The organism is Enterococcus casseliflavus NBRC 100478 (assembly GCF_001544095.1).
GTDB lineage: Bacteria > Bacillota > Bacilli > Lactobacillales > Enterococcaceae > Enterococcus_D > Enterococcus_D casseliflavus.
In genome coordinates, this window is sequence record NZ_BCPT01000009.1 from 58,111 (window position 1) to 75,749 (window position 17,639).

The following is a 17,639-nucleotide window of genomic DNA, read 5'->3' on the forward strand; positions in this document are numbered from 1 at the left end:
CATCTCCTTTATATTTCGACGATATCACAGCTAAAGGTTGCGCGCTTATTGACATCGTCTGTTCCAATCGTTACGCTTTTTACACCACCAGCGTGTAGTGCATTCCATGCTTCGTCTGGTGTTCCATCGCCATTTGTTTTTTTCCATTTAAATTGATTCGCATCTAATAAATCAGTAACGTCCTCATCACCTTGAAAAACAACTGCTTGAATGGCAGTTGACACCACCCCATTTTTAAAAAGAAGACCGTTGGAAGATATGAGGACAACGTTATATGGACTCTTTCCTGGTTCCCCTTTCTTACCATCATCAATATTGGTAGCTGTCACCTCAGCGCCACCACGCACATTCCCCGAATCGTCTGCTACTTCAAAACGAAAGACTGCTTTTTCTTCGATATCTGCAGCATTGATCGTCACTGTCTTGGTATTTGAAAACAAAGTGCCATCTTTATACCATTTCAGACTAAAGGTATCTGTTACATCCTTGATACCATCTCTAACACGAGCAGTTAATGTGGTACTGCCGAATCCATTTTTGAAAGTAACTCCATCACTAGTAATGATTTCATACGTAAAGACTTTATTTGCTTCTATCAATGCTTGAACACGGGCAAGTAATGAGGAATCTATTTCTGAGGTTTTTTCAACAAAGTTGGAAAAGGTTGTTTTGTCACTTGAAAAATCCCCCAACACCAAAGACTCAGTTTGTTCGTATACCCTCGCCTCAAGATAAAGCGGTGGACTATAGTAAACTGAATCTTCCAGTGAGAAGGTATCCCCCGGATCACTATCAAAATGCCCCTCTGTTTCATAATCAACATACACGCTGCTATTTTTTTTAAGCTCTGAGAGCAGATAGCCTTTTAACGCTTCTACAGTGGTATATTCAGTCTCGCCTTTTTTCTCGACTAGATAGCCATCATTGCCCGGATTATTTTTTGATGGAAAAGCATCCCTTGCTTGAGGAGCCCAAATCACATCTTGACCTTTTTTGCTAAAGTAAAGCACATTTCCGTTTGCATCAAGTTCTTCAAATTCTATATCATTGATACTAATTCCATCTTTACCGGTTCCTCGAATAGCGGAATAGAAATTTTCAAGGGACGCACTACGATTGATCACTTTTAAATCCTTACCAACTCTAAGAGTAGTAGCAGTTTTATCTTGACCAATCCCTTGATTACTCTCGTCATGCTTTTTGTAAATATTAATGATTTGTTGCTTCAAAGAATAATCGTCATTCAGAATAGTTTCAAATGAAATCTCTGCATCAAATTTATTTGCTAACGAATAGAGACGACCGAGTTTCGATTGATCCCCATCCCAATCAAGCTTGAGTTTCTTGTCTGCAATCTCATTGATACCGATCGTTAATGTTTGTTCAAAATCAATACTCTTCAGATATTCCACAAAAGCCATAGCAGTATTTGCAGCATAAAAACCAACTTTTTCTTTGTTCAGCTCAAGCGATAAAGAAAAAGCCATCAACTCTCGCTGATGACTAACATCTTTTGCTGTAATAATATTGAGCCAATAGTCTTTTCCTTTGTAGACAAAAGCTAATTTTGACCCTTCTCGAATGACGTTGGCTCGATCGTGTTTTTTATTAAACCGCATTTGTAAGACAGTCGAGTCCCCTTCAAAGAAACGGGTTAGATCCGCCTGGTCGAAGTGAATCGCATTAGGTGCGGAATTATCCATAAACGCCAAGGTTTGAGAATCCTGCGCATCTCGAACAGCAATCCGTACATTTTCAGTTGTCACAAGTATTCCCTCCTTAATTCTGCAGTTGCGGTTTCGACTTCCGAAAAATCGGATAATATTAATTGAACAGTCGTGAGTCCCGGAGGAACCTTAAACCAAGTCGAACCTCTGATTTCATCGTCTGGTCTGGGCATTTCATTCAAGTACAGTAATGTCTCTGATCCACTGATGAATATTTCTGAATTATTGGGAAATCGATTCGGATCATCACGCCATGTCTCAACATTTAACTTAGTAAAGGCTAAATTGTTAATATACATATGTGTGACCTTTTGCGTTGATGTGTTCCTTCCTTTGAACTGACCTGCAAAGAATTGAACTTTACTTGCCTTGACATTTTCTATTGCTGAATCCGTATAGTAGTAATATGATCCTCGCCAGAAAAACCGAACACGATTTCCTTCTTTTCGAATATCGAAAGGATTTCTGCGAGCGTTTTTTGATTCTGATCCATACGGATTATCCTTCTCCCAATAAGAAGCAGTAAAATCAAACGTTTTTACAATCTTACCATTCAGCCAAAAATAGCACTGTGCTTTGTTTCCTGTGGTATCCCCTTTTCTCAAAATGTAAGCAGCAATCGGTTTGTTTTGTTCATCGACAATCGCAAGTGTCCACATACCTGTCTGGCCCATTCTTCCGGTTTCAAACCACGCTTGCGCCCACAAATACCAGTTTCTTGCGGATTCACTTAATGGAATCTCTTTGATTGCTCCAAAGAAGTTACTGTTGGCCGTATTTGAAAAACTAGCTGGTAATATGCCTAAACCATATGTAGCATTTGCACTCATTGTTGTTACAGACTTTTTATTCTGATCTTGATAGAAAGTCGTCCCATTAGTCCAATTGTTAAAATTACCATTTATATTATTGGTCAATTGTTTGCTTTTATCACTTTCAACCATCGTCCCATCTGCTTCATTCACTAAGCCGAATTGCATTGCGCCGTATTCTGAAACCAAACCGATAAAGCCGCTCTCTTTTTTTAATTTAATCCGATAGTCAACAGGCACAGGTACTGTCCCTGAATTATTAATTTCAAATTCGAGAACATTTTCTGAATTTAATTTAGCCGAAAATGTTTCAATTACTGTGGAAAAGGAGCGGTTCTTGCTCAGCTTAAATTCTATTTCAACATCAATCGTATCTCTTGAATCCATACTGCGAACAAATGATGTGCTATCTTCCACACTCATTAACCAATATCTATTCTCAAAGATAGAGATGGTCAATTTGTTTTCTTTTTTACCATACAATGCTAAAGCTAATTCATCTCTGGATTGTACAAAATCATCAGACTCCATTTGAAACTTCAGCGATAGCTTTTTATCGTTTTCCGATTCTTCCAATTCGGTATCTGATAGAGGAAGAATAGAGAAATCCGGCGACTCTATTAAGTCCATATTTTTTGTGAGTTCATACGAACCAAACATTATAAGCACATCTGACTTCATCTAGCTTCCCCCCTAACTGTTTTGATCACCATTTCTCTTAGATTTTGTTGCTCATTTGCAACTGTACCCATTATTTTTTTATCTACTACAAGTTGAAGATTTTTAAGGCTGTTATCAAAATTCTTCATAATTTTAATTAATTGATCCAATCGATCCGTATAGTCTTGCGTATTAACAATCGTAGTTGATGTTGGCTCTACAGATGAACTCATACTTCTCAAGTTCCGAACCAATGAGGAATCTTCCGGAATACCCACACCGTCAGCATACTTTGGAATGCCCAAGCGCCGCATGATCGATTTGGTGATACTAGCTCGAGCAACTTTCGTTCCTGCAGGAGCATTGGGAATATACACATTTCGACCTTGAGGTATAAATGGAGCCTGACCAGGGAACTGAACCAACTCTTTGTATAATGGTCCTGATTGATCATTTACGATCATATCTCCACCCGGGTGGTAATTTGTTCCTTTGGCATTTGGAATAGCTGTCTGTCCTGTTCTTCTCCCACGATACTCAACATCAATTACCACATTTTTGCTATATACTTGAGCAATTTCACTCTTCGCTCTTAGTACTTCAGAATAATCTGCTGTTGCATGTAAATGTTTCGCACCAACACCAGTAGCATTGTAATCATTGATTTTGCTCTTAGAGTTTGCCAATATGCTATTTACATTCGTATTGTCTCCCAATAATCTTTTTAGTTCTGGAGAAACACTGTTATATGTTTCTAGCATTTTCTTAGATTGACTAACTGTTAAGGTTGCTGGATCTTCTGCTATCAATCTTTTAACTTCTGGATCTAATGCGTTATACTCGTTCAATGAAGTTTTCGAAAAGCTTAATGCATTTAAGAGATCATAATTTTCAGCATTCAAATTTTTAATCTGGGGTTGAAATTGCTCCCACATCCCCAAATTAAGCATTGTTTCTGCCATGACTTCAGGAGTATTAGAGTAAAGGAATGCTTTTTTCTCATCAAATGACATCTCTGCCCATTTTCCCGAGTCTTCTAATGCTTTGTACATTGTTATCGAAAATTCGTCTTGTAGTATTGCTTTTTTATCGGACCAAGCCATACCGTCCCACCAACCATTAACAATTGCAGCTTCACCGATAACGTCTTTTGCATTACTATCTAAGTCGGCATCATGGACTACTAGCTTCAAATTATTCCACGTTAGAGAATCTTTAGTAGCTTCTGTAACGACCTCTGCAACATTGGATTTAACTTCTCCGGTCTTTTCATCAAAAACTAAATCATTCCAAGTTTGAGCTGCTTTCTTACCAGCCTTACTTGATTCTGATGCAGTCCAAGAGATTTTTTCCGCATTCTTTTCTGCATTTGATGCCAATTCTCTTGATAAGTCAGAAGCGCTCTTTAGGATTTTTTCGTTTTCTGCAATTGCACTATCAGCATAATCACCCATACTCGAAATTAGTTGACCGTTTGCAAGAGAGACCTCATTTTGCAATTCAGGATATTTTTTAAGAATCGTTTCCATTTGAGAATCAAAACCTTTTACAGTCGTTGAATTTATCTCATCCCAAGCCGCCAGAAATTTCTTAGCGAACTCGCCATCTAAGTTGTATCCCAAATCTTGTAGGTACTTTTCTTTTTCTTGTCTACTTAAAGTTGCATTTTGCTGAGCTATCTGCCTTTGCTTACCTAAAGATTGCAACCACAATTTTGCTTCTTCCTCTGTTGCATTTGCTACATCTGCGTTCATGGCTGCAAGTATTTTTTTCTTCTCGTTTGCAGAAACATCTAAAGTTTCAACATATGCTTGAGTTGTATTTTTCGCCAGATCCTGAATAATTTTCGCTTCAGATACACTAATCTCTCGATTGCTATTACTAGCTGCTTTCTTTATCTCTGTGATTCTTGCGGTATTCTCTTGGACTGTTTGTAATGCAGATTCCGCCTTAACTTTTTCGTCTTCTACCATTTCACTGACAGAAGAATTAACAGATTCAGGAAGCTCTTTTATTAATTTATCCAAGCCCTCGACTTTCTTCACAAGGCTGTCTTCAATGGTCTGACCTATTTTCTCAAAATTTGAGATCATAGAATCAGAGTTAGTGGCAAATCCATCTGCCATTAAACCGAATTGCCCTGATGCTTTTTGCGTATTATCCTGCACTTTTGTTAAGGTACCATCAACGGCTTCTCCAACATCAGTTCCCCAACGTTGGACACGTTGACTAGAATTCCAAGCTTCTTCACCGAATAATTTCCATGCACCATACCCGACTGCAAGAGCACCACCAACACCCACGATACCAAGAATAAGTGGGCCTAATGGACCGAGCGCAGCCGACATGGCTCCTATGCCGCCAGATCCTGCCGCCCCACTGGCTGCTGCACCGAACTTCGTCATTGTTCCTGATCCACCAGATAGAGTTTTTAGAAAGTCATTTGCAGAAATATCCCCATCGACAAATGATTTTTTTACCTCATCAATGGCTTTTTTCTTAGCCATGCTTGCACTCAAATCAATGAACGATTTCCCGAGACTTCCAATGCCACCACTCAACTTACCAGTTATTGATAGCAATGGACCTGCTGCAGCTGTTGCTGCCAGCAATTTAACAATCATTTGTTGGGTTTTAGGATCCGCATTGCTAAACGACTCAGCTAGATTACCGATTTGTTTGATTAGAGGTTTGCTCGATTCTAATCCATCTCTCAATGCATCAACAAAAGGACCACCCAAATCAATAGCAGCGTTCACTGCCTCATTCCTAAGCATTTTTAGTTTGGATTCCGTTGTTTCGTAACGCTTGCCAGCTTCTTCAGCAAGTGCAGTATTTTCTCCGAACGCTTTGTTACCCATTTCTACCGCCCCAGCAAATACTCCGCTGGCATTAGCTGCACGCAGCAAACTGTCTCTTAACCGAACTTCAGTTATACCCATGTCATCCAACACACTAATTGCAGACGACCCCTGTTCTTCGGCTTTTCCTAACCCTTCGACAAATTTCATAATTGCCTCAGATGGATTAGATTTGAACATTTCAGCAAATTTGTCACCTGTCATTCCGGCAACATCAGCAAACTGTTCCAAGCTAGTTTTCGAATTGTCAGCTTCTTTATACATCTTTTTAAGTTCTGCAGATGTAAATCCCATTTCTTTGGAAACACCAGTTAGTTCTTTGCCACCATTTCGCACCGCTGTTACTAATCTTTCCCAAGAAACACCTTGATCCTCGGCATGTGCTTTCAACTCGTCAAATGAGCCCGCTCCTTTTTCAACAGCTAATTGCATATTAACCATCACTTTAGAGAAAGCAGACCCACCAGCTTCCGCTTCAATACCAACAGAACTTAATGCTGCTGCAAATCCCAAAATGTCGCCTTCGGACATACCAATTTGAGCACCGGCACCTGCTAGCCGTAATGCCATCGCCGATATTTCAGATTCTGTTGTTGCAAAGTTATTACCTAAGTCTACCAACGCAGATCCAAGGTTACTAAATTTATCTTGCGACATTTGAGTAATATTAGCAAAACGAGCCAACTCAGTAGCAGCTGTTTCAGCGCTCATGTTTGTTGACTCGCCTAGATCGATCATTACTTTAGTAAATGCAGAAACATTGTCTGTTTGAATCCCCAACTGCCCTGCAGCTTCGGCAACAGCAGCTATTTCACTATGGGTTGATGGTAGTTCATTTGCAAGATTTCTTAAACTTGCTTCAAGATCATCATATGAATAAACAACATTACCATTGCTATCCACCACTTCGTCTGATGTTTTCTTTACACCAGCAAATGCTGATTCCCAACTAATAGCAGCGGCAGTCACAGCAGTCACGCCAGCCGCAATAGGTACAGTTAAGCCTTTAGTCAAACTAGATCCTATGTCCCCTAGTCTTTTGCCGTTGTTTATTAAAACATCGCTTGCTTTATTGATTGAACCAGTTAAACCTTCGTTTCTGATTTGATAGTCAGCAATCGCTCCTGCGGTATTTTGTAACTGTAATTTATAATTTGCCAGTTTACCGTTAGCATCTTGTAATTGATTAGCTAGCCGCTTAGTGGAGTCTGTAGCTTTACCGTCAACAAATGAACCATCATAAGCTTTCTTGAGGGCGGTCACTTGATTTTCTTGTGCTTTGATAATCTGTGTTAAACCATCGTATCGAGTGCCTAATTTGCCAAGTTTGTTCCCTGCCAAATCAGCTACTTTCATATTTGCTTGCATTTCTTTTGCTAGGTATTGTATTTTCTTTTTAGAATTAGCAACGCCTTTCCCAAAATCGGCATCATCCAAACCTAGCTTTATGACCATATTTCCTAATGGAGTTGCACCAGCCAAATCATCCGCCCCCTTTCACTAAATCAGCCAACGGCTTGATTTCTTTTCGTTTCTTGTTTTTCTTTCCTTTTGGCGTTTGTTTAAACATAATTTCATAAAGGTACAGCGTATCTGTATTTAGAACGTCATTGATTGTCCAACTGGGATAAATCTTCAATATAGATCTCACAACGTCTACCTGCAACTCATGATGATCGGACGGACTTATTTTCCGTCCTTTTTTCCTTTTGGGTCTTTCTTATCTGTTGGATCTGATTCTTCCACATCTTTTTCGTAACCTAAGACACGGTACATAATGATTTCCATGATCAAATCTCTGTCCCATGCATCGATACCATCTAAAAGGACAGTTCCGGTTAAATCTTTATCATCAAACAAGCCGGCTACAAACTCAGCACGGAATTCAGTAAGCACTCTGGATGGAGGAGCAACATCATTGCCTTCTTCATCCTTTTTAAAAAGTTTTGCTTCACCATCCGTGTAATCCAAAGCTTTTGAATAAGGCACGTGACTTTGCGTGAAGGTCTTTCTTGTTCCATTGATCATTAGATCCAATCTGATTTCTTTTCCAATTTCTGACATGTATAATTCCTCCTATTAATCAAAAATAAAAAGGCTAGTCCGAAGACTAACCTTTGTCATATTACTGTCCGCCACCACTTGGAGGTGTAACAGCACCACCAAGAACGGCAGTTTTTAGTTGAGCGACTGCAGCCGTCCCAAATGCACGTAAGACTTTAACAGTTTTATCATTTTCACCAATAGTAATTTTTCGAGAGATTGCGTTGTAAACATATTCGCCCGCTTCAGGTGTAAAATCTTCATCGTTTTTCGTAGCCAATGAAAAACCATCACGATTAAACGAACCTGCTACCATTGCAAAAGCTACTGGTTCACCATATAGGTCTTCTGCTTCAGCTACCGCCGCCATATAAGGAGGATCCGTTTCATCACCGAAACCGTCGATACCTTCCGCCATTTTGATCAAGCCTAAAATTTCCTGTTCAACTTCTACAGGCACATCCAGTAAACCAAAGTTTGCAGCTACTGATCCGGTACCTTTTTTGGACAAGTAATATTCAACGTTACCAGCAAATACTTTCACCGCTTCTTTGGATAGTCCTGTTAAGTCGAAGGCAGTAGGTCCACCTTCTTTTTGTTTACCTTCTAAAATGTGAATTTTCGCTGTTGTATCTGGTTCTAAAGCTGTAGTAAGTTTTCGAACCGATAATTTATCAAAGCCATAAGTTTCCATTTATAAATTCCTCCTAATAAAATAGACACCGATTAATAATCAGTGTCATGAATTTGTGTGTTTTTTCGATAACGCCTTGCATCCACAAAGCGTTTTGTTTCAGGGAAATATTCGTCAAGTCCACCATTTAACTGAGCATAACCAAATTCCCACATCGCAGCTTTCACTGCTTTAGCAATTTCTTTCGTCAAAATCCTTGATTGAGTTTCGACATTGATTTGATAGCTGAACGTTTGAGACATCTCTTTGTTGGCAGCATAGTAAGCACTAGTCGGCGGTCCAAGTGGTGTATCGATGATAATAAAAGGTTTGGTCGAATCCAAAGATTCTGGTACTTCGTAAAACTTAATACGATAATCAGTTTTGCCATCAGCATTGACAAAACTGGTTTTTGCTTGAATCAGAGGATTTCCGATTAATTGATTATAGACTTCCATCATCATATCTTTCATCGTGCTAACTCCTCCAATTCTGACCGCATCTCTTCAAATGCAGATCCTTCTGTTTTATCAACCACACCTTGTAATTTTCCCATCCCTCTGGGGCTAATGTACTTACCGAACCGAGTATAGCCAAACTCATTTAAATGGACTAAGCGCCACCTTGAACCTTGTCCCCAACCAACTTCGATCGTTTTAGGCGGCCCTTTTTTCACTCCGGAAACAATTACTGTGTCATGCGTTTCCCCAGTATCCATGTAACTGGATACCGCCTCTTGCACATCTTGTTGCAATTTTTTTCCGTAGTTTCTAAGCGACTTATTCACGATCCTGTTGGTTCTTGCCGGACCCAACTTGGCTTCGAGATTCTTTAGTATCTCGTCCACACCTTCAACTGCAACGCTCATGAGGTCACCCCCAAGATGATTTTAAGAAAATCATTATTCTCCACATCTGGCGCAAAATCTACAATATCCCACACATCATCTTTATATCGGAAATCATCCAAGACTACTTTATGAGCATTGTTTGGCAAATAGTCTGTGAATGGATCTCGAATCTTGATTGTGACAGCTTTCTTTGTTCCTTTGCCGCTAAGAATATCCCTATCCTTAGAAGAAGGATTGTAGACTAAGCAAGTGCAGTAATACAATTTCTTGTTTTCGTGTTCACCCGGTTCAGGTCCATCGTTTGGTTTTACTTCAAAAAAAGTAACCGGCGTATTCAAATCACCGGATACAATTTCAGGCCTTTCATATTTTGTTTTAATCGGCAACTTGATCACCTACCAAGTCAATTGAAGCGTCCATGATCATCATCTGAAAGTTGTCGTAAAAGTATTCGAGCGCCTCGTTCCTTAAATAACGAGTGCGCTCATAGACTAATTCTTTGCCCTTTTCATACTTCGTAGGATCGAATTCTCCAATAATTGATTTGATATCGGCAAACCCACTTTCCAGTTGTTTGCCAATACTTTCATCTTCGGATGAATGAAAAATACGAAAACGTTCCTTAAATTCATCAATAAACACTTGATCTTTCATTCGTCACCCCTCCAATAGATCAATTAAATCTTGCTTCTTAGCGTTGCTTGCATAATCAATTGCACGCTCGTCTAACAACGCTTTTAGTTCTGGAACCGTAAGGCTAGAATAGTCTACAGTCGCCATACGAGCGTTAGGCGTTGTTACTCCCCCGAGCCACCGCTAGTTGGAATAGCAATGTCGTAGACTTGCGCTGCGTAATTATCAACAGGTTTACCATTGCCCAACATGTCAATTGCATAAAGGGTTGCACGTTTCATCGCAAACGTTTCTTTGTATTCAGAAATTTTTTCAGGCTGAGACTGAGTAGCATCATAGCCATTTTCGATAAATACAATTAGTTTGTTCACAGGAACATCAACCGATTGGATAATGTGATCAGGGGAAATGAATGGCATGTTCGTCACGAATACCCCATTTGCATTTTGGATCGTTAGGCGTGCAACAATATCGTAGTAGTTGACTGGGTTGATAATTAAGTAAATCTTACCGTCAACCACACGTGTTTCATCAGTAGCATTTGTGTCACCATTACCAATTGAATGTTTGTAAGAAGCCATTTTTTTCATAACAGCTGCAAATTCAGTAACCATTGAAGGTGCGTCTTTGAACGTCAAAGTACCAACGCTGGCTTTATCAGGATAAACCCCGCCAACAACGGCTCCATCTAAATCTTTCAACAAACCAATCGGTTCGTCTTTACCGGTACCAGTAACAATTTTAGTTGCCCAAGCATCTTTAACCGCTTCTGTTAAGCAAAGGCGTACATAACGGTTAATCCATCGAGCGCCTAAGTGCAATGTATCATTTGAAATTAAGAAGAAAGCAGTTAAGGCGATCTGTGTTGCTTCTTCCACTCCGAATTCAGCATCTAATTGCCCTTCAAGATCTTTATGCAATGGACCGAAAACGGCAACCCCTTTGCGGCGAGAACTAATTGTTTTAGTTAAACCAACAGTAGGCGTGAAATTCACCAGACGTAAAATAGGATGTTCCTTTTGAAGATCTTCAAATACACGTTCAAAAATGGTTACTGGCCATGTAATGTCCTTGTCGAAGCCACCGGCTTTTTCTACTTCATTGTAGAATTTTGTTTCTTCTGCTGTTAAAACTGGAATGCCACGTGATTGAAGGATTTGGTTGTCAGTGACGTTCTTCAATTCTTCATATTCAGCACGTACTTGCGAGCCTGCATCTTCTGCGATCGCAGTGACGTAGGCCTCTAAAGCATCATTTACTTGTTCAGGTGTTGCATCTTCTTTTGCAGAAATAGCGTTAAAGATTTTCTTCGCATCTGCAGTTTTGTCTGTAATTTTTAACATAATTTATTCTCCTTTTCGCAATCGTGCGATTAATGATTTTGGTTTTGGTTCTTGTTCCACTTGATTCGTTACGGGTTGTTGCAAACTAGCCATTGCCACTGCAACGGCATCTTGAATCATTGATGCAATGTCCTGCGGTTCTTCTTGAGGTTCGACACGTTTTACAGAATCGGCAAATCCGAATTCGACCGCTTCATCTGCCGTGAACCATTTTTCTTCATTCATCCATTCACGCAACTGATCAGCTGATTGACCGGTCTTGTCTGAATAAATTGCTAAAATTGAATCATCGATGGTCTCCAATGCATTCAAAGTTTTTTGGATTTCCTGTTTGTTTCCCCAAGCAAATGTTGAAGCTTCGTGAATCATCAATGAAGTGCCAATATTCATGATCACTTCGTCAGCGCCAGCAATGATGAAAGTTGCGGCACTGGCTGCCAAACCAGTTACTTCGACAGTGATGTTCGACGGATGATCTTTCAGATAGTTGTAAATTTCAATCCCTTCAAACACATCGCCGCCAGGACTATTTAGTTTGATCACAATATCATCTGTGACTTTATCCAGTGATTCTCGGATATCTTTCGCATTAATGACATCATCATCACGCCAGTATTTCTTTTGGACATTGCCACTCAAGGTGAGAATGTGCTTACCATTTTGAATCTCGTTGGTAAATTGAAACGGTACTTTTTTAACTTTCGGCATTTTCGTTCTCACCCCCTTTCGATGTTTCTTCATAGTTCTTGGTCATGTTAATTTTCTTGCCTTCACCGTTTGGTAATTCATCGTAGTCAAATACGTCACGGACTTCATCCACATAGAACGCTCCTGAAGAAGCGACTTTATCTAATTGCGTTGCTTTCTCTATGATGCTGACTGGCAATACTTTAGAAACTTTGATGCGCTCCCCTTTTTGATATTCTTTTTTTGTAATGATTTTGGCCATCAACTCATCCTGAAGCTTCTTCATCAGCGGAACGATACAAAGTTTACGAAAAGCATCTAGATTAGAATCAAGGTCAGCTTTTTCACCATAAATAAGCGCCGTAGGAACTCCTATGGCGTTGGCTACATCATCGATCAACGATGTTTTCATTTTGTTTAACTCATCAAGTGATTGATTGGAAACCCCTTGTTTATTGGTGTATTCCTCATAATCAATGTTCTTCACCTTTGCCACGATTGCAACTGATTTTGTCTTAAAGGCTTGATAGATTTTATCGACATATTCTTGAAGTTTTTCTGTCCGAGTCTTGCCGTTTTCATCTTTCTTTTCGTTGGCAGTAGCAGTTGCATTGATAGACACCGATCCACGAATTTGATTGTTTCTCATTGCAATTTCAATGATTCGCCCAAATAACTCAGAATAGTCCTCGAACAAGCCCTTTGTAAAACGATCAAGTTTATCATTGTTGTATTCAATGTAGATCACATCTGACATATTGAAGCTTTTTTGAAATACATAGTTCTTCACTGTTACACCTGTGAACACATCATCATAAACAGCGTATTCAGTACGAGAAAAATCATCCGCAATCAATAGTTGATTATCTTCTGTAAAAATGACCAGCACTTCGTTGTCGTCCATTAAGCGATAGAAAAACTTTTCCCAGAACGTTGCAGCCGACATATCATTGTTGGGTCGAACATTCAAAATGTATTCCCAATCAGCAGTACCATCTTTGTTTTTGAACTTTACTTCTAGTGTGGACATTGTTCTTGCTACAAAATCTAGCACTGTATTCTTTGCCATAATTTTCAGGTATGCTCGAGCGGACTCATCATCACCGTAGACGAGATCAGGAATCCAGTCCGAAGGTTCTTCATTACGTATGGACTGCTTAAAGACATCAAATAAACTCACATATTTTCACCACCTTTCAATTGGATTAGATATATGGATCACCTTCACTTTCCGGCAAATCGCCTGCATGACTTATTTGGAATCTGTTCAGGTGGTTTCTTCTTGTAACCCAAAGGCGTTGTAGTTACTTTAGTGAAATAAACTGTGTTGCCAGCCATTACGTTTTTTGTTTTTCGCTCAACGTTTAAATATTGTGGCTTATACATAATGATCACTCACTTTCTGCGTGAAACCCATTCGATCAATATTGCAATAAATAAAATAAACAAAAAGATCGGTATCAGAATATACCAGTATTTAATAAAAAATTCCCTTTCGGTTAAATGAATCCAATCACTGAACATAACCTAGCCCTCGCTTTCTAAAATTCAATTTCATCTAACATATCAAAGGCATCATCGTAGTCGTAATCGATAATCTCATCTGCACGCCATAGACAGTATTCAAACGCCTTGAATCCGTCTGTCTTACGACGAACCTCTTCTTTCTTCTTGTATGATTTGTTGCCGTCGCCATTCGTTTTTACTAGTACATTATTCGTGTACCAGCGCATCAATGGATTGTCACCAAAGATAATGTGATTATTTGCGAATGCATCTTCAATTCTAGGGGCTAGTAAATTATCTGCAGCAGTTGGGTTTCTGATCACTTCAATTTCAAATCCTTCCTCCAAAAACAATGGTCGCAATAAATCCATCCGGAAATTATCGGCTACTATTTTCGTTATGCCGTATTTTTCCCGTTGCTCAACAAACCAGCCGACAACTGTTTTCGGATCGATTGTGGGCCCATCTATGACCGTCAGCAATCCTTCTTCTTCCCATTCCCTTATGGGTGCAAATTTTTCTTTTGTAGTTTCAGACGCTTTACGAGAATACCCGTAGTAAATGTCCACAAATTGCTTTCTAACAAACGAATGGGTCTTGAATACATAATCATCCCCATCGCGAAACAAAAGCCCACAGGCGGCGAAATCACGCAGACTGGCATAATCTAAACCTCCAATGGCTTGTTTGCCGATTAGGTTTGCTGGGAATGGTCTGTTTGTTGCAAGAATCTCTTCACGACTAGCCACCGATCGTTCTAAGTCTGTGACAGGTAAATTCATACGTTTAGTCATGAACTCTTCTCGGTTGCTTGGATCGTCTTCCAAATCCTCGTATTCTTCCATAACAGTTTCGTAAAGATTGTCCGCATACTCAGATAGTGGCTGATGAAACATAGGATTGGCTAACTCCCAGTTGTCAGGATCATTGACCTGCTCCTCTGAGTCCAGTTTGCAAATGAAAGGAAAAAGAGCATTGAAACGGACTGAACCGCTCAACACTCTTTTCGCTTTTTCTTTCATATTGTCCAAGAATCCCTCACGAACATAACCGTCAGTACCCACATAAAACTCCCTCGGGTTCGGGCGTTTACCAAGACCACTAATATGGACTTTTACATCTTTGTTCGATTCGTATCGATGGATTTCATCAAAAGCTACTGCTCCATCACGCAATCCATCTTTTGTATCGCCATTACTAGTACGGAATTTTATTTTACTTCCAGTCTTTTTGCTGGTGATCACTGACTTCCCATATTCGAAAGCTTTTTGTAATGTCTTATTCCGTTTGATTGTATTGTATATCTCTTCGAATGATGTTTTCGCTTGATCCTCACTATTGGCAACGATCGAAACGTTGTAGTCCATGATGCCGTGCATTTCAGTCTGAAGGAAATTCAGCACAACTGATAACAATCCATTTTTACCTCCACCACGACCAAACATCCAAAGGAACTTACGGTAAACATTCCGGTCATTCTTTTTGAAATAAAGAAAGATAAATGCGATTAAGAACTTCTGGAATGGCTGCATTGGGAAATACCATTTCTCACCATAAGCAATGCACTTATCAATCATCACATCATCGAAGTAAACATCATCCCGACTAAGAACATAACGTTCTAAATACTCAATTAAATTTGCTCGCTCTTTGTTAAACTTTATTTTCCCTGATTTGAATTGTTCGATATAGTAATCAACGTGTTTTTGATGAATCATGTTAGATCACTCTCATCGTAATCATCTTGATTATCAGTGACTACTTTACCGTTCAAATCATCAAGGTTAAGGTCTTTACCAAGAGCAATAATTGCACGAGAAATCGTAACTTTTTGAGCGATTGCTGGGTTAGTTTTAAGATACGTTTGAGTGCCGTTAAAGCCTTCGACAATTGGTCCGTATTGCTTAACAGCTTTATCCATTTTTCGATAAAGCCTAACTAAATCAAGGTATCTCTCAACTTTTTCAAGTTCCATCTGATCGTTTACGTCAATCTGTCTTAGCAACTGTTTCTTTAAATCTGACATCTTCAAAGGCTCTCACCCCCCTAGCAAAAAAATTTTTGTCATAAATTTGGACAGTTGACCCCTCCCACCGGTTCCCTAGATTGGGATTTGACCCCGAAATAATTCGACCGGGGGTGTATTAGTCCCCACTTTCATGTTCTATTCGGTCTGATTTTGGGATTTGGTTTTCACGAAATCGATTGACAATGAGATGTAATCGTACGTTACCTGTTCTCTGTCTGGTGCTGGATGAGTTTCATTGTAGTCCCCACCCATTATGATCACATGACCATCATCAACTCGCTGCTTAAATGAATTCAACTTATCAATTGTATCTTGAATCCAAGCGCTGGCATCATGTCTTGATTCATTTAGATTTTGAATTGTTGATCCTTCTTTTATAAATGTTCTTTCATCATTACTCATTGATTAAACACCCTTCCGTTATTACGATCGATCGACAAGACTTTGTTTCTAGGATCATCATTAGTCACATAAATAAATGTAATCACATTGGTTCCTTCACCCCAGTCGTGTTTTGTTACATAGTGATTCGTCATTGATACAACTCCGACTTCTCGACCTTTGATGTAAAGCTTTGGAACTTTCCCGTTTAAATCAAAGCTTACATCTTCTTTGGTTAATGGTTTCTTCGAATCCAAGATATCCTGTCGCTTTTGTTTCCAAATATCACCTTCGAAAAACAGCCTGAAATAATCCATGTATCCTTCATCACCTTGTTCTTTGTAAGGATGAGCATGAATGCCTGCTGCATATCCAATAAAAGAACTCCTTAAACTTTCACTAGTAGTTTGTTTAATTTGATTAAATGCCTTCTCCCATCCCTCATGTAACTTCGAAGAAAAGTTAACAGTCACATTGTCGCCTTCAACGAATTGCTTAGTGAAGTTTTCATACACTACATCTACGATTTTGTACTTAGGCAATGCTGACTTAAGACCTAATCCATCCGCTGCCAATTTATCAACCAATAGTTTTTTACCACCAATACCATCAGCATTAGAAGTTGTTACTACTGCTTCGGGATATAGTTCCTTAATTCTAGTCATCAAAGATTTATTCCTTGGACCGACAATTCTTTGACCAACAATAATAGTGTACCTTCCGTCTTCAACGTATTCCTTTAGTGTATTATAAGATGTCAAACTCATCATCCCACTTTCTTTTCTTTGGTTGCCCACGATAGTTCATTCGATCGTGTCGCTTATTGTGACAGTCCTTGCATAACGTTCTTAGATTGTCTGGATCAAACGCAAGCTCTGGATTTGTTTCCAATTCTTTTATGTGATCAACCTCCAGTATCGAATCATACTGTGTAGTCAGTCTGCCTTCTGCTTTACACCATAAACATTCGTAGTGATCTCTCTCAAGTATTGCCTGCCTTAGATTTCTCCACTTAGTCGATCCATAAAATCTAGCTCGATCTGCTTTGGTTTTGACAACAGGTATCATTGTTCTTTGGCTAATTGCTCTGTGTAGATAGTGATCAATGCACGCTGAACTTGTAAGATACCATCTACCCCAAGCTTAGTAGCATCCAACTTCATTCGCTCTTTCAATAGTGTTGCATTAACAGGTGCCTCAAGCGATCGCTTCATCGTGTAGTAATTCAGTGCTGCAAGTTCGTCTACCTTTAGTCCGTATGCCGTAATGATTTTCCAAAAAATTTCAGCAATAGCATCCATGTCCTTCTCTTCATGTAACTGAGTTAGCATCTTGATAAAGTCGTCTTGTTTTTCTGGAACAGATTTCTTTTTATGGTCCTGCGGTTTCTTCATACCCATCTCTCCTTATACAAAATAAAAAGCCACTCGCACG

Annotated in this window: 19 protein-coding genes; all 19 read right to left on the reverse strand. The window is 39.4% G+C overall.

All coding sequences use genetic code 11. The annotated features are described in order from the left end of the window. Nucleotides 1-8 precede the first annotated feature (8 nt). Nucleotides 9-1,766 (reverse strand): phage tail family protein, encoded by a 1,758-nt coding sequence (locus tag ECA1_RS09155; RefSeq protein WP_060792295.1) that lies wholly within the window; start codon nucleotides 1,764-1,766, stop codon nucleotides 9-11. Continuing rightward, nucleotides 1,763-3,220: a phage tail family protein gene (locus tag ECA1_RS09160; protein ID WP_060792296.1), complete on the reverse strand. Its 1,458-nt coding sequence runs from the start codon at nucleotides 3,218-3,220 to the stop codon at nucleotides 1,763-1,765. Before ECA1_RS09160 ends, ECA1_RS09155 begins: the two co-directional genes overlap by 4 nt. Then, entirely contained in the window at nucleotides 3,217-7,542 is a 4,326-nt protein-coding gene (locus tag ECA1_RS09165; RefSeq protein WP_060792297.1) for a phage tail tape measure protein, read from the reverse strand. Before ECA1_RS09165 ends, ECA1_RS09160 begins: the two co-directional genes overlap by 4 nt. A 204-nt stretch (nucleotides 7,543-7,746) precedes the next feature. After that, complete coding sequence (gpG, locus tag ECA1_RS09170) at nucleotides 7,747-8,124, reverse strand: phage tail assembly chaperone G (protein WP_060792298.1); 378 nt, start codon at nucleotides 8,122-8,124, stop codon at nucleotides 7,747-7,749. A 61-nt stretch (nucleotides 8,125-8,185) separates the two neighbouring features. Then, nucleotides 8,186-8,797, reverse strand: a complete 612-nt coding sequence (locus ECA1_RS09175) for a phage tail protein (RefSeq protein WP_060792299.1) — start codon at nucleotides 8,795-8,797, stop codon at nucleotides 8,186-8,188. 32 nt (nucleotides 8,798-8,829) lie between these two features. Further along, nucleotides 8,830-9,249 carry a hypothetical protein gene (locus ECA1_RS09180; RefSeq protein WP_060792300.1) on the reverse strand — a complete coding sequence of 140 codons (420 nt, stop codon included), beginning with the start codon at nucleotides 9,247-9,249 and terminating at the stop codon, nucleotides 8,830-8,832. After that, on the reverse strand, nucleotides 9,246-9,644 hold the full coding sequence (locus tag ECA1_RS09185; protein ID WP_060792301.1) for an HK97 gp10 family phage protein: 399 nt from the start codon (nucleotides 9,642-9,644) through the stop codon (nucleotides 9,246-9,248). The genes ECA1_RS09180 and ECA1_RS09185 overlap by 4 nt, the downstream gene beginning before the upstream one ends. Further along, nucleotides 9,641-10,012: a hypothetical protein gene (locus ECA1_RS09190; RefSeq protein ID WP_060792302.1), complete on the reverse strand. Its 372-nt coding sequence runs from the start codon at nucleotides 10,010-10,012 to the stop codon at nucleotides 9,641-9,643. The genes ECA1_RS09185 and ECA1_RS09190 overlap by 4 nt, the downstream gene beginning before the upstream one ends. Further along, the gene (locus ECA1_RS09195; RefSeq protein WP_060792303.1) at nucleotides 10,002-10,280 is read right to left on the reverse strand and encodes a hypothetical protein; all 279 of its coding nucleotides are present in this window, start codon (nucleotides 10,278-10,280) and stop codon (nucleotides 10,002-10,004) included. The genes ECA1_RS09190 and ECA1_RS09195 overlap by 11 nt, the downstream gene beginning before the upstream one ends. Before the next feature lie 3 nt (nucleotides 10,281-10,283). Further along, complete coding sequence (locus tag ECA1_RS17125) at nucleotides 10,284-10,406, reverse strand: HeH/LEM domain-containing protein (RefSeq protein WP_071859285.1); 123 nt, start codon at nucleotides 10,404-10,406, stop codon at nucleotides 10,284-10,286. A 17-nt stretch (nucleotides 10,407-10,423) separates the two neighbouring features. After that, a complete protein-coding gene (locus ECA1_RS09200) occupies nucleotides 10,424-11,602 on the reverse strand; it encodes a phage major capsid protein (protein ID WP_060792304.1) in 1,179 nt (392 codons plus the stop codon). 3 nt (nucleotides 11,603-11,605) lie between these two features. Beyond that, on the reverse strand, nucleotides 11,606-12,310 hold the full coding sequence (locus ECA1_RS09205; protein WP_060792305.1) for a head maturation protease, ClpP-related: 705 nt from the start codon (nucleotides 12,308-12,310) through the stop codon (nucleotides 11,606-11,608). Then, entirely contained in the window at nucleotides 12,297-13,469 is a 1,173-nt protein-coding gene (locus ECA1_RS09210; RefSeq protein WP_060792306.1) for a phage portal protein, read from the reverse strand. Before ECA1_RS09210 ends, ECA1_RS09205 begins: the two co-directional genes overlap by 14 nt. Nucleotides 13,470-13,830: 361 nt before the next feature. Beyond that, entirely contained in the window at nucleotides 13,831-15,513 is a 1,683-nt protein-coding gene (locus ECA1_RS09215; protein ID WP_060792307.1) for a terminase TerL endonuclease subunit, read from the reverse strand. Beyond that, nucleotides 15,510-15,821: a P27 family phage terminase small subunit gene (locus tag ECA1_RS09220; RefSeq protein ID WP_010736761.1), complete on the reverse strand. Its 312-nt coding sequence runs from the start codon at nucleotides 15,819-15,821 to the stop codon at nucleotides 15,510-15,512. The genes ECA1_RS09215 and ECA1_RS09220 overlap by 4 nt, the downstream gene beginning before the upstream one ends. Nucleotides 15,822-15,959: 138 nt before the next feature. Then, entirely contained in the window at nucleotides 15,960-16,226 is a 267-nt protein-coding gene (locus tag ECA1_RS09225) for a hypothetical protein (RefSeq protein ID WP_081091727.1), read from the reverse strand. Then, complete coding sequence (locus ECA1_RS17700; RefSeq protein WP_249023859.1) at nucleotides 16,223-17,002, reverse strand: hypothetical protein; 780 nt, start codon at nucleotides 17,000-17,002, stop codon at nucleotides 16,223-16,225. The genes ECA1_RS09225 and ECA1_RS17700 overlap by 4 nt, the downstream gene beginning before the upstream one ends. Continuing rightward, a complete protein-coding gene (locus ECA1_RS09235) occupies nucleotides 16,953-17,273 on the reverse strand; it encodes an HNH endonuclease (protein WP_060792308.1) in 321 nt (106 codons plus the stop codon). The genes ECA1_RS17700 and ECA1_RS09235 overlap by 50 nt, the downstream gene beginning before the upstream one ends. Continuing rightward, complete coding sequence (locus ECA1_RS09240; RefSeq protein ID WP_060792309.1) at nucleotides 17,270-17,599, reverse strand: hypothetical protein; 330 nt, start codon at nucleotides 17,597-17,599, stop codon at nucleotides 17,270-17,272. Before ECA1_RS09240 ends, ECA1_RS09235 begins: the two co-directional genes overlap by 4 nt. Between the last annotated feature and the right edge of the window lie 40 nt (nucleotides 17,600-17,639).

Coding starts and splice junctions, on each gene's coding strand:
- ECA1_RS09160 (WP_060792296.1), bottom strand. CDS start 3,220: ATGAAGTCAGATGTGCTTATAATGTTTGGTTCGTATGAACTCACAAAA.
- gpG (WP_060792298.1), bottom strand. CDS start 8,124: ATGTCAGAAATTGGAAAAGAAATCAGATTGGATCTAATGATCAATGGA.
- ECA1_RS09175 (WP_060792299.1), bottom strand. CDS start 8,797: ATGGAAACTTATGGCTTTGATAAATTATCGGTTCGAAAACTTACTACA.
- ECA1_RS09180 (WP_060792300.1), bottom strand. CDS start 9,249: ATGAAAGATATGATGATGGAAGTCTATAATCAATTAATCGGAAATCCT.
- ECA1_RS09185 (WP_060792301.1), bottom strand. CDS start 9,644: ATGAGCGTTGCAGTTGAAGGTGTGGACGAGATACTAAAGAATCTCGAA.
- ECA1_RS09195 (WP_060792303.1), bottom strand. CDS start 10,280: ATGAAAGATCAAGTGTTTATTGATGAATTTAAGGAACGTTTTCGTATT.
- ECA1_RS17125 (WP_071859285.1), bottom strand. CDS start 10,406: ATGGCGACTGTAGACTATTCTAGCCTTACGGTTCCAGAACTAAAAGCG.
- ECA1_RS09200 (WP_060792304.1), bottom strand. CDS start 11,602: ATGTTAAAAATTACAGACAAAACTGCAGATGCGAAGAAAATCTTTAAC.
- ECA1_RS09205 (WP_060792305.1), bottom strand. CDS start 12,310: ATGCCGAAAGTTAAAAAAGTACCGTTTCAATTTACCAACGAGATTCAA.
- ECA1_RS09215 (WP_060792307.1), bottom strand. CDS start 15,513: ATGATTCATCAAAAACACGTTGATTACTATATCGAACAATTCAAATCA.
- ECA1_RS09220 (WP_010736761.1), bottom strand. CDS start 15,821: ATGTCAGATTTAAAGAAACAGTTGCTAAGACAGATTGACGTAAACGAT.
- ECA1_RS09225 (WP_081091727.1), bottom strand. CDS start 16,226: ATGAGTAATGATGAAAGAACATTTATAAAAGAAGGATCAACAATTCAA.
- ECA1_RS09235 (WP_060792308.1), bottom strand. CDS start 17,273: ATGATACCTGTTGTCAAAACCAAAGCAGATCGAGCTAGATTTTATGGA.
- ECA1_RS09240 (WP_060792309.1), bottom strand. CDS start 17,599: ATGAAGAAACCGCAGGACCATAAAAAGAAATCTGTTCCAGAAAAACAA.